16 protein-coding genes are annotated in these 12,151 nt (G+C 25.6%); 15 read left to right on the forward strand and 1 reads right to left on the reverse strand.

Features of this window, described 5'->3' with window-relative positions:
* The first annotated feature begins 256 nt into the window (after window positions 1-256).
* The 10 genes from Q0W06_RS11090 (at window position 257) to Q0W06_RS11135 (ending at window position 8,221) form a co-directional block, all read left to right on the forward strand.
* Entirely contained in the window at window positions 257-1,009 is a 753-nt protein-coding gene (locus tag Q0W06_RS11090) for a YdcF family protein (protein ID WP_297635227.1), read from the forward strand.
* 465 nt (window positions 1,010-1,474) lie between these two features.
* On the forward strand, window positions 1,475-1,750 hold the full coding sequence (locus Q0W06_RS11095) for a DUF1653 domain-containing protein (RefSeq protein WP_297635230.1): 276 nt from the start codon (window positions 1,475-1,477) through the stop codon (window positions 1,748-1,750).
* Window positions 1,751-2,656: 906 nt separating this feature from the next.
* Window positions 2,657-3,301 (forward strand): hypothetical protein, encoded by a 645-nt coding sequence (locus tag Q0W06_RS11100; protein ID WP_297635235.1) that lies wholly within the window; start codon window positions 2,657-2,659, stop codon window positions 3,299-3,301.
* Between the two features lie 162 nt (window positions 3,302-3,463).
* Window positions 3,464-3,610 carry a hypothetical protein gene (locus tag Q0W06_RS11105; RefSeq protein ID WP_297635238.1) on the forward strand — a complete coding sequence of 49 codons (147 nt, stop codon included), beginning with the start codon at window positions 3,464-3,466 and terminating at the stop codon, window positions 3,608-3,610.
* Between the two features lie 166 nt (window positions 3,611-3,776).
* Entirely contained in the window at window positions 3,777-4,970 is a 1,194-nt protein-coding gene (locus tag Q0W06_RS11110; RefSeq protein WP_297635241.1) for a HAMP domain-containing sensor histidine kinase, read from the forward strand.
* Window positions 4,960-5,652, forward strand: a complete 693-nt coding sequence (locus Q0W06_RS11115; protein WP_297635244.1) for a response regulator transcription factor — start codon at window positions 4,960-4,962, stop codon at window positions 5,650-5,652. Before Q0W06_RS11110 ends, Q0W06_RS11115 begins: the two co-directional genes overlap by 11 nt.
* Window positions 5,653-5,933: 281 nt before the next feature.
* Window positions 5,934-6,377, forward strand: a complete 444-nt coding sequence (locus Q0W06_RS11120; protein ID WP_297635247.1) for a LytTR family DNA-binding domain-containing protein — start codon at window positions 5,934-5,936, stop codon at window positions 6,375-6,377.
* Between the two features lies 1 nt (window position 6,378).
* Window positions 6,379-6,789, forward strand: a complete 411-nt coding sequence (locus Q0W06_RS11125) for a hypothetical protein (protein WP_297635249.1) — start codon at window positions 6,379-6,381, stop codon at window positions 6,787-6,789.
* Window positions 6,790-6,807: 18 nt separating this feature from the next.
* A complete protein-coding gene (locus tag Q0W06_RS11130) occupies window positions 6,808-7,494 on the forward strand; it encodes a hypothetical protein (RefSeq protein WP_297635252.1) in 687 nt (228 codons plus the stop codon).
* Between the two features lies 1 nt (window position 7,495).
* The gene (locus tag Q0W06_RS11135; protein ID WP_297635254.1) at window positions 7,496-8,221 is read left to right on the forward strand and encodes a hypothetical protein; all 726 of its coding nucleotides are present in this window, start codon (window positions 7,496-7,498) and stop codon (window positions 8,219-8,221) included.
* A 65-nt stretch (window positions 8,222-8,286) separates the two neighbouring features.
* Here Q0W06_RS11135 and Q0W06_RS11140 read toward each other — a convergent pair whose 3' ends face one another.
* Entirely contained in the window at window positions 8,287-8,682 is a 396-nt protein-coding gene (locus Q0W06_RS11140; protein ID WP_297635257.1) for an Rrf2 family transcriptional regulator, read from the reverse strand.
* Window positions 8,683-8,844: 162 nt separating this feature from the next.
* On the opposite strand from Q0W06_RS11140, the gene Q0W06_RS11145 reads away from it, so the two are divergent.
* The 5 genes from Q0W06_RS11145 to Q0W06_RS11165 all read left to right on the forward strand — a co-directional run bounded on the left by Q0W06_RS11145 (window position 8,845) and on the right by Q0W06_RS11165 (window position 12,130).
* A complete protein-coding gene (locus Q0W06_RS11145) occupies window positions 8,845-9,279 on the forward strand; it encodes a globin domain-containing protein (protein ID WP_297635260.1) in 435 nt (144 codons plus the stop codon).
* A gap of 198 nt (window positions 9,280-9,477) precedes the next feature.
* Window positions 9,478-9,984 carry a sigma-70 family RNA polymerase sigma factor gene (locus Q0W06_RS11150; protein ID WP_297635263.1) on the forward strand — a complete coding sequence of 169 codons (507 nt, stop codon included), beginning with the start codon at window positions 9,478-9,480 and terminating at the stop codon, window positions 9,982-9,984.
* Window positions 9,985-9,986: 2 nt separating this feature from the next.
* Window positions 9,987-10,388 carry a helix-turn-helix transcriptional regulator gene (locus tag Q0W06_RS11155; protein ID WP_297635266.1) on the forward strand — a complete coding sequence of 134 codons (402 nt, stop codon included), beginning with the start codon at window positions 9,987-9,989 and terminating at the stop codon, window positions 10,386-10,388.
* The gene (locus Q0W06_RS11160; RefSeq protein WP_297635269.1) at window positions 10,379-11,599 is read left to right on the forward strand and encodes a permease prefix domain 1-containing protein; all 1,221 of its coding nucleotides are present in this window, start codon (window positions 10,379-10,381) and stop codon (window positions 11,597-11,599) included. The genes Q0W06_RS11155 and Q0W06_RS11160 overlap by 10 nt, the downstream gene beginning before the upstream one ends.
* 63 nt (window positions 11,600-11,662) lie before the next feature.
* Entirely contained in the window at window positions 11,663-12,130 is a 468-nt protein-coding gene (locus Q0W06_RS11165) for a hypothetical protein (RefSeq protein ID WP_297635272.1), read from the forward strand.
* Window positions 12,131-12,151 lie beyond the last annotated feature (21 nt).

Below are 12,151 nucleotides of genomic sequence, written 5' to 3' on the forward strand. Positions count from 1 at the left end.
AATTGCCAAGTGAAAACATAGGAAAAACCAGTAGTTATCTACTGGTTTTTTTGTTCTTTTAATTGAAAATGAGTTAGTAATTTATTACTGGCTCTTTTTTTGAGGTATATTTTAATTATAAAGAAATGAGGGCGATTTTAATTAAAATTAAATTATTTTTATTATGAGTGAAAAAAAGATTTGAGTTCAGGTTATTTGTTAAAAAATGGTTGTGTTGCTTTGGATGTGTGATATGCTTTTTATGGGAGGATGATTTATGAGATATTTATGGGGAATTATTGGTGCTTTATCAGTAGGATATTTTGGGTTAGCAAACTTTCTAGGAGGACGTATTTATTTTAGTGAAATATTTTTGATAGGGGGAATTATTTGTTTATTTATATTTTTAAAATATAAATGGATAATGAGTTTAGGATTGATTAAGAAAAATTTAGGAGTAATAAAAGTAATATTATTGTTTATAGTTGGTTCTTTTATCTTATTAGAAGGAGCTATTATAATGTTTCCTAAGAAGAGTTTGGAAAAAGCAGATTTAGTAATAGTTTTAGGTGCAGGACTTCGAGGTACTACACCAAGTTTAACATTGAAACATAGACTAGATACTACTATAAAATATATTGAAAATACTAATTATGCCGGTAAAATTATAGTTAGTGGAGGACAGGGACCAGGAGAAGATATTACTGAAGCTGAGGCTATGAAAGCATATTTGATGAATGAGGGAATTGATGAAAGTAGGATTATTAAAGAAGATAAATCAACTAGTACATCAGAAAATTTAATATATTCGGAAGAAGTTATCAGAAATAAGTTAAATCATGAAGTTAGTAATGAGCTGAATGTAACAATAATAACTACAGATTTTCATGCTATGAGAAGTAATATGTTAGCAAAGAGAAATGGATATAGTAATATTGAGCTATATACTAGTAATACAGAATGGTATTTGATTCCTAATATGTATGTTAGAGAATTTTTTGCATTTGCGAAATCATTTGTTTTTGATTAATAGAATAGTATTGATTAGTCTGTATTGAATATAAAATTATCCAAGAGAGAGTGAAAAAGTTCAGCAGCATTTTGGAGACTAAAAGAGATTTGATTTTTGTTGAAATAATAAAGATTAATTAGTTGAATTAGTGAAAAAATTATTGCTATAAGAAATAATAGAAATAATTAGTATTTTGTTTATTGAATAAGCTATTAGTTTTGGGATGTTGAATAGATATAGAGTAATTAATATAAAATAGCATTAAGTTTAAAGTTTGGAGAGAGTAAAGGGGCGATCTTTTATTATTAAAAGAAAGATAGTTTTTTATTAAGGATAAAAAAATCGGTTGTTTTGGGTTGATAGAAAATAATTTGCTTGCTATTTAAGTAAATTATTTTTAAAATTGTTAGTAGTAATAAATAGTATCTTTAAATATGAGAATACTATTTATTTTAGATATTTAATGAGGAAAGGATAAAGAATATGGAAAGAAATTTTGAAGAACTAAAAGGAAAAGTAGTTAAACATTTTAAAGGAAAGTTATATTTAGTTATTGATATAGCGTATCATAGTGAAACACAGGAAGAGATGGTTCTATATAAAGCGTTATATGGAGAGTTTGGAATATTTGTTAGACCTAAAGAAATGTTTTTAAGTGAAGTAGATAGAGGAAAATATCCTGATTGTGGACAGAAATATAGATTCCAATTAATTAATGAAAAGGATATGGAAGGTATCAGAAAAGCTATAGTTGAATAGTTTATAAACTGAATTTGAGGTTAAAGCTAGACGAATTATATTAGTAGATGTCTTTTATTTATATGAGATAAACGAGTCTATGTAAAAATAATTTATAAAAAATAGGAGATGTTTGTTTGAGGAAAAGAAGAACTTTTTGATTTTACTATAAAAGAAGAGTTCTTCTTTTTTTATATAGTAAATTATAAATGTTTTTTATTTTGAAAGAGAAATGATACTATTATTTGTAGTTTTTTTGATAGGTGGGTTACTATGGGATATATATAGTTAGAAGAAAGGATAAATTTATTTTATTTAATAAATTTACCATTTCTATATTATAGAAATGAAGGAAAGCTTTATTTAGAGAAGTTGATCAGTTAGAAAATGATTGATGAAAGTAATTGAGAGGCTGGAGTTTGGTCGATGGGTAGAGAGGAAGTAATAGATTAAAGGGAAATTCGTGGGTAGAGGAGAGCAAAATTAATAGATAGAGAAAAGTAGAAAGAAAGATAGATGGATAGAAAGAAGTAGAAAGAAAAATAGATGGATAGAAAGAAATAGATGGATAGAAAGAAATAGAGAGATAGATGGATATAGCTAAGCAGAGAGAATAGACAGATAGAAAGAAGTAGGATAGATTATAGGAAAGTGATAGAGTATAGGAAAACTGATAAGGGATAGGGTGGTTGATATATTATAGGGAATTTTAAAAGTAGAATTTAGAATAGGATTAAGAAAGATGGTTCAGAAAAATTTTAGACAAAGAAGTTGTAAAAGTTAATGAATGAGAGATAGATTTTAATTTTAAAATTTATTTATATAATTTTATACTTTTTTTATAATTAGATTATTTGAATTTTATAGATACTTACTATAATTAACTCATAGAAACAAAACGAATTAAATTCTTAGGAGGAATTAGAAATGAATAAATTAGAAGTATTATATAGAATGTCAAAAACAATGAAGGGAAAAAATAATATAAAAGGAAATGTTTCATTTGTAGGAAAGTCAAAGGATGTTGAATTTGCTAATGTAACTAATAACTTTGAAAAAGATGTAGAAAATAAAACTATGAAAATTGATGCTAATATTGTAGTAAACACTGAAGATGTACAAGTTACTAAGTCAGTTAAAAAAGATTTAGATTTTAATAAGATGCATGAACATCATCATGGTCATCACGGACATCATGGAAAATGTAAGAAAAATAAATTTGCTAAATTAGAGATGTTATTTAAGACATTAAATGATATGGAACTTATTGAAAATGGAGACGAAAAAGTTATTCAATTAGATATCAAAGAAATGTTAGATAAAAAAGTTGAAAAGATGAAAGCAATGCATGAAGCTATGGGTGATAAAAAAGAATGTATGCATAAATGTGAATGTGAAGATTTAAAAGAGTTAATTAAAGTTAAACATGCTATATTTAAAGAAGTATGTCACGGTAACTATGATAAAGTTATGTTAAAATTAACTATAAATAAAGATTTTGAAATTCAATCTGTAAATATCAAAGCAAATGGTGAAAAAGAAGTAGAATTTAATGCTGAATTAAATTATTAATATGTAATCTAGAGAATAGATTTATTAGATTAGGCTATATCATTGATATAGCCTAATTTTATTTATATCAAAGTGAAAGGGTAACAGAAGAAGCATGAGGATGAGTTAAATTACATAAGTTGGTATTAGGCTTCTATAGAATAAGATATAGATTATATAAAGATGAGATTGAAATTATATAGAATGAATATAGATTTTATAAAGAGAGAGCCAACTATAAAGAAAGAATCAAGTATAAAGGGAGAATCAAGTATAAAGAGAGAATCAAGTATAAAAAAATCAAGTATAAAAGATAAGATTAGATTATAAAGATGAAATTGATTATATTATAAAATGTAGATTGTATATATAGGATTAAGGTTTGTATAGAAAGAAAAAGTGAGATGTTGTTATAATAGAGAGTAGAGTCTAGCAATAGAGTGAGAGGATAAATATTAAAATTTAAGGTTGATAAATTAAAAAAGGAGTAAAAGATATGCATGAGCACAGACATGATAGGCATCATATGCATAGATCTGATTATGAAAAATTACATAAAGGTTTAAAAAGGCATAAAAAGATGATGCATGAAGATAGAAAAAATTTTCATAGAAAAATGAATGAGTTATTTTTTCTTTCTAAATATATTAGGATATTTAGAAAAATTACACTTATTGTTACATTGGTTATTATATTATTTTTATTGAAAGTTATTGGATTTAAGGTGGCAACAGTAATTATTGTTTTAATTTTATTGATTAATGAGGGAACTATAATTTATATGATTTCTAGAATGGAAAAAAGATTTGTAAATCCAATGTCAAAACTACAAGGTGGAGTAAGAAAGATTGCTGAAGGAGATTATAGTGTAAGATTAGAGGCTACTGAAATCAATGAGGTAGGACTTTTAACTAATGAGTTTAATGAAATGGCAAGAAGGCTTGAGGAAGCAGAAAAGGTGAAAAAAGATTATGAGGAAAATAGAAAATCTTTAATAACTAATATATCCCATGATTTAAAAACACCTATTACTAGTATAAATGGTTATGTTGAAGGTCTTTTGGAGAAAGTTGTACCAGAAGAAAATGTTGATAATTATTTAAAGGTTATAAAGAGCAATGCAGCGTATATGAATAGGCTTATAGATGATTTATTTTTATTTTCTAAGTTAGACATGCAAAAATTAGAGTTTGTATTTAATAAAACTAATATTAAACTGTATATAGAGGATATTGTAGAAGAATTTTATTTTATTTTAGAAGAAAAGCAAATAGGATTTGAATATTCATTAGGAATAGAGGAAGAGACTTTTGTAAATATTGATGGGAAAAGGCTGTATAGAGCATTAAGAAATATAATTGATAATGCAATAAAGTATGGGCAAGGACGAGAAGATTTAAAAATAGAAATAAGTTTATATAGTAATTTAGATAATATATTTATAACTATCTCAGATAATGGATATGGAATAGAAGAAGAGAGTGTTGATAAAATTTTCAAAAGATTTTATAGAGTTGATAAAGAAAGAACAAAAGATTTTAATAGTACAGGACTTGGGTTAGCTATAACAAAGGAGATTATTGATGCACATAATGGTGAAATATATGTAAGTAGCGAAGTTAATGTTGGAACTAGCTTTACTATACAATTACCTATTTATAACGAGGGAGATGAAATTGATGGCAAGTAAAATATTGATAATAGAAGATGATTTGAATATTGCTGAGCTTGAAAAAGATTATTTAGAGATGAATGGATATGGGGTAGAGGTTATTAATGATGGAGCAGTTGGATTAAAGAAAGCTATGCTTGGAATTTATGATTTAATTGTTATAGATTTAATGTTACCTAATAAAAGTGGATTTGAAATAGTTAAAGAGATAAGAAAAAAATTTGAGGTGCCGATTATAATAGTTTCTGCAAGAACCGAAGACATAGATAAGATTAAAGGTCTTGGATATGGAGCAGATGATTATTTAACTAAGCCATTTAGTCCTAATGAGTTAGTAGCTAGAGTGAAATCACATATTTTTAGATATGAAAGATTAATGGGGAAACGAGTTAATCATGAGATTATAAGTATAAAAGGATTAGAAATTCATAGGGATTCTCATAAAGTTTATGTAGATGGAAAAGAGATTTTAATGACTACAAAGGAATATGAATTATTAGTATTTTTAGCTTCAAATCCTAATATAGTTTTTACAAAAGAGCAACTTTTAGAAAATATTTGGGATGAAAATTATTTTGGAGATACGGCTACTATTGCAGTGCATATACAAAAGCTTAGAAAGAAAATAGAGAAAGATACAACTAATCCAGAGTATATAGAAACTATATGGGGATCAGGATATAGATTTAATAGTATTTAGTAAAAATATATAATTCATTATGGGATGCTATAAAATTATTTTAATGATAATTAAAAAGTAAATATATATAAATAAAAAAACTAACAAAATAAAATTTTGTTAGTTTTTTGTATTTTTAAAGAGAATAAAAGGTAAGAAGAAATTATTTAAAATGAAAGAATTTTTCAGATAGTAAATAAAAAATAACCGGATATCTAAATAAAATGACCTTTCGAAGAAGAGTGATTTATAAAAAAACACCAAAGTTGTATAATTTAACTATAAATACTAAGGAGAATAAGATGAAAGTTGAGTTTGATATTAATCAAGTTTATGAAGAAATAGAGATAGTAATAAAGGCTCCGCTTATGAGTGAAGAGGTAAGGGATATAGCGGAGAGAATTAATAGTGGTGTAAATGAGGTTATTGGAAAAGAAGGAGGTAAAGTTTTTATAATTAAGTTAAGTGATGTAGTTAGATTTTATAGTGAAGATCAAAAGGTTAAATTCGATACATTGGATAAATCTTTAGAAATCAAGATGAAACTTTATGAGATTGAAGAAACGGTTATAGACACAGCATTTGTTAGAGTGTCTAAATTTGCTATTGTAAATGTAAAGAAGATAAAGAGTATAGAGGCAAAAAATGGAGGATTGGTAATTAACTTAATAAATGAGAAAACAGAACCCATTTCGAGGCGATATGTAAAAAAGGTAAAAGAGTTTATAGGTATGGGAGGAAGATAAGATGTTTATTAAGGAATATTTAAAGTATTTTAAAAAGGCATTACCGTTAGGGATAGTAATTGGACAGATTTTAATATTTTTTCAATTAGCTCAGAAGGGAAGCATAGGGATGGAACAATTTTTCTTGCTTGATTTTATTCCAGTAATAAGTTTAGGTTATTTATTTGGTTGTGAATATATTTATACACAGGAAGGAGGGACATTGAAGAAAAAAACTTTAGTGCAAACAATACTTTTATTACCATTATATTTTATATATTTAAAACTTGGAATTATTGAATGGCAGATTATTGTTGTAGGAAATATTATTTGGATTTTAATTGTTGTAATTAAAGAATGGATTACTGCGAAGAAAGATAAAGAAGATGCTAAAGAGTTAAATGAATTACTAAAAAAATGGACTGAAGAATAAAGAAAAGGTGGGATTAAAATGGAAAGGGAAATTAGAAAAACGGGAATTGATTTTGTAGATTTAAAAAAGGAAGCAAAGGATTTGATTACATCAGAAGGAAAGGATTCGGTAGGTATAGATAGATTTTTAATGGCATTATTGTTATGTGTTTTACCAATTGGAGTTACTCAAGGAGTTTTTAATGTCTTAACAAGGACTATGGTAGATAAGTATGAAAAGTTTTTATTACTAATAGTAATGTGTTTTGTGCAAAGTTTTTTTGCGATAGCATTTTATTTAAATATAATAAATATGATAAAGAGAGGAAAAATTAAAATAGGATTTCCATTAACATCAAAAACTTTTATAATAACTTTTGCAACACAAATTGTAGGGTATTATTTAGGAAGTTTATTATGGAAGGGTAACGTATTAAGTATTGCTATTTGTATTGGAGTATCCTTTGTTGTCATGGTAATTGGAGCAGCTATAATATATGTAATTGAAAAGAAAGAATGCGGAATTGTAGAGGGAATTATAATTAGTGTAGAATTAGTTTTTAAAAATATAGATGATATTGTAAAGATGATTATCATGTTATTACCTATAATATTATTATCAATTGTCACATTTGGAATAGTATTTATTATTGAAGTTGTATACATACAAACTGTATTCTTTTTAGTAATTGATAAATTAATGGGAAAGGAAGAGGGGTGTGTGTAAAATGAAGGCATATTTAACTGATGACAATATTAAAGATTTGAAAAATAAAGGTGTATTAGATAAAGAGATAGAACAGTTAAAGGAAACTTTAAAATGGTATTATAAAAAATATAATGGAATAAAGGTAGATATAAGTGGTGATGCTATTTTAAAGTTAAATAATATAAGTGATTTATTAAGGGGAAAAGCAGTATATGGAATAAAAGATGTTGGAGTTATTAGAGAGCTTGTTTTAAAAGAATTGGATAAAGAGAATCCTGAATATTTATATAAAGATTTATGTACAGCAACAATAAGAAATGCAGCTCCAGATTATATGGATATGGGAGGAACACAATATTATAGAATTTATTTAAAAGAAAGTGGATTAAAATTATATAAGTTAGATAACTTTTTTAGGCTAGTAGAGGTTAAGGAATATTCTATTGAAGATATAAAGAGTTGTTATTTAAAAGATTCTTTAAAGTTTGAAGGAGAAACTTTAAAAATCTATTATATGCTTATTAATGTTGTAGATGAAATAACTAATGGAAGAATATTTATTTATAGTACTAAAAAAATAAATGAATCTAGGTTGCCGGAATTATATAAATTATTGAGAGAAAAAGGTGTGAAAGAAGAAAAGATAGAGAGAAAGCAAAAGAGAGTAATCACTCAATTTGCTAAGTGGATGTACTATGGTCTCATAATAATATTTATAATAATTTTATGTATAAAATTATTATAAATAAAAAGAAGATTCTAAAGGCGTAGTGTTTTTAGAATCTTTTTATGTATATGAAATTTATTTTATTATAAAGCATCTGCAAGAGTGTAGTTTGAAAACTCTTGAAAAAATTTATCTTTTGCATCATTAATGATAAATTTTAGTTTACAGCTATTACAAAAGTAAGGACATGAATCTTTGTTTTTAAAACATTCTACAATATTCATATTATCTTCTGTAATTTTTAAAACTTCCCCAAGATTTATTTCATTAGGGGACATACCAAGTTTGATTCCACCATTTCTACCTTTTATAGAAAGAACGAAATCTGTTTTTGCTAATTTATTTATTATTTTCTTTAAATGGTGTTCAGATATATCTAAATCTTTAGCCATTTCTTCTATATTACAAAGTTTTTCTGTATTTAAAGCTAAATACATTAAAGCTCTAAAAGCATAATCACTAAATTTTGAAAGTTGCATAAACATTACCTCCTATTTAGATTATTATAAAATGAAAATAAGAAAAAATATATGGAAAAATTTAAATGTGCATTTAACTTGCACATTTAAAATGGATGTGATATATTAAATTTAAAGAATAAATATTAAAGAATAACAATTAGTCACAAGGGAGATGTTATTATGTTAGATCAAAAAACAAAAGACATAGTTAAAAGTACAGTACCAGTTTTAAAAGAACATGGAGTAGAAATAACTACTGCATTTTACAATGATATGTTTGAAAGATATCCAGAAGTTAAAGGGATGTTTAACATGGATAAACAAAAATCAGGAGCACAACCAAAAGCATTAGCTATGACAGTTTTAGCTGCAGCTCAAAATATTGATGATTTATCAGTATTAGCACCAGCAGTAGAAAAAATAGGACATGTTCATGTGAACTCAAAAGTTAAAGCAGAACATTATCCAATCGTTGGAGAATGCCTATTAAGAGCTATTAAAACAGTATTAGGTGATGCTGCAACTGATGAAGTAATTGAAGCTTGGGGAAAAGCTTATGGAGAAATTGCTCAAGTATTTATCGGAGCAGAAAATAAGATGTATGAAGCAAAATAATAACTTTAGGTAAGGTAATATTATAGATAGAAATATTTTAATGTAATAAGTAGAAAATACTATCAGCAGAAGCTGATAGTATTTTTTTGTTGAATAATAAATAGAGATTTACAAATTGTTAATATGAAATTTGAAACAAATATCTGAATATTAGTATCATTAAAAATGTAGGATGCTTTAAGGGAAGGGGAGGAAGTTTTGATTAAATTAAAAGAGGAACGGCTAAGAGAAATATATGATGAAACTTACAATGAAGCTTTAAAATATATTGTTTCGAAATGTAGAGATATGGAATATGTTCAAGATATAATTCAAAATTCGTATTTTAATTTATATAAGGCTATGGATAAGAATGAAATAAAAGACTATAGAAGATATTTATTTAAAATTATAAAGAATGAGATTTTTAAAACTTATGGGCTAATGGGAGTTTTGAAAAATAACATACCTATATTTTCATTAACTAAAGAGTTAAATATGAAGTCGGAAGAAAGTATTGATATAGAATCTAAAATTTTATGTGAAGATATTTATGATTACTTGAAAGAAAAGGATATTTTAACTTTTAAAATTTTTATGATGTATTTTAAGTTTGATATGAAGATAGTAGATATTAGTAAAAAGCTTAAGATGAGTGAATCAAATGTGAAAAATAGGTTATATAGAACTATTAAAGAATTGAAAATAGTATTTAAGGAGGAGTAATGATGGATGAGAGAAAAATTAAAGAGATTATAGATAAAGATTTATTTGATAAAGATAGAATGTTTAATAATATTAAGATGAAAATTGAAGAGGATGAATTAAAAAACAATTTAAAGATACTTTTATTGTTAATACTTAATCGTAAGGAAAGCTACGGAGTTGAGATAAGTAAGGAGTTGTTAATTTTAACTAAAGATAAATTAAAGGAAAGAGAGAGGCTTATTTATCCAATGCTTCATAGATTAGAAAATGAAGGCTTGATAAAATCTTACTGGAAATTTGAAAGAAGGTATTATTTTATAGATTTGAAGGGGAAAGCTTATTTAGAAGAAAGAAAATCAATTGTGGAAAAACTAAGAGGTGGAAAGAAGATTGCTTTAAAGGAGGAATTTTCATGGATTTAATTGATGCATATTTAAAAGATGTCTGTAGATTTGTAAGAAATAAAAAGGCTTGCTTTGAAATAGAAAAAGAATTGAGAAATCATATAGATGAGTTAGTAGAAATGTATGTAAAAAGAGGTATTCCACAAAAAGAGGCTATTGATAAAGCGTTGCAATCCGTTGGAGATAGTGAAAAATTAGGACAAGAATTAAATGAAGTCCATAAAGAAAAATTTGATTTAAAGCTTATTGGAATTATTTTATTTTTAGGGATAATAGGTTTTTGGGGGACGATTTCTTTTACTAATTTTCTTGCTAATAATGATTATAAAGGAAGTTTAAATAGATTTGCAATTAATGATTTGCTTTGGATAGGGATTGGAATGATATTCTTTTTTATAGGATATAAATTTAAAATAAAATATATAAGGAAATTATATATTTTATTTTATATTCTTGGAATTATATTGGTTTTAGGAAGTAGGAGTGTTTTAAACTTTGCACCATGGTTCTTATTAGGTGGTGTAGGAGCACCAATTTTATCTATAGCGCCGATATGTTTTTTAGTTTCGATAGTTTCAATTTATGAGAAGTTTAATATAGTTACAAAGAAACAAAAATTGATTGTATTATTTTTAGAAGTTGCCCCTCTATTTTTTATAGTTTATAAAACTAAATATGTACCATTATATCTTTGCTACAGTATTCCTTTACTTATTATTATTTATATAAATAGTGAGAATATAAAAAGTCTTACTGTACCATTTATAGTGGAGATAATATTATTTATAGAAATCGGATTTAGATATTTAACAGTTAAGAGTGTAAATTCAGGATTAGTGGAGACTATTTTAAAAACATCAAAGATAATAGGGAGAAATGTACACACTAATCCATTTATAAATTCAAATTTCCCTATAGTTTCAGCGATTGGGAGTTATGGAATCTTATTTGGTATACTTATAATAATAGGGTTATTATATTTCAGTTTTAGGATTATAAAAACAGCTGGAAGTATAAAGAATAGATATTATAAATCCTTAGCTCTTATAATTGGATCTGTAATTGTAATAGAAATTATTTTAAGTATATTAGTTAATTTAAATTTAGTGAATATGCAAATTACAACATTTTTAATTTCCTCAGGAGGGTATCCATTTATTATAATTTTGTTTTTACTTGGTGGATTTAATAATATATACAGATACAAAAATATAAGTATTATAGAGTAACTGTATATAAATTAAGAAAAGATGGTATAGTTATTAATAGTACACATTGAGGGAGGGTTAATTATGAAAGCTAATTTAAATGATGTTATAGAATGTATTGAGTTTGAAGGAGATTTACTTACTCATTATTATAATAAGAAGACAGGAATAATTATATATAAGGAAGATGAGAGCACTTCAAAGTACAAGGCTAATGATATTGAAAGAATAGCTGAACTTGAAGAGTGGGAAAGAGAGATTGTTCAGAATTTATATGATTTAGAAAAGAATGCAGAAGATTATCTAAGATTACCAACTAAAGAAGAAATAGATGAAGAAGGTATGATGATAGAATTTATAAAGGATAATGATAAAGAGTCTTTTAATGATAAATCTATTCAAGAAATAAAACGAGAATTTGATGTAAAACAATTGAGAGATAAGATAGATGGATTAGGAAAAGGTATTGAATGGTATGATTTTAGAGAGGAAAGAGAAAAATTATTAGCAGAAAAATGGTGTAAAGAAAATAATTTAGAGATTGATATATAAGAATGAGAAAAGAACTCCCTT

This window comes from uncultured Clostridium sp., assembly GCF_947072515.1.
Classification (GTDB): domain Bacteria; phylum Bacillota; class Clostridia; order Clostridiales; family Clostridiaceae; genus Clostridium.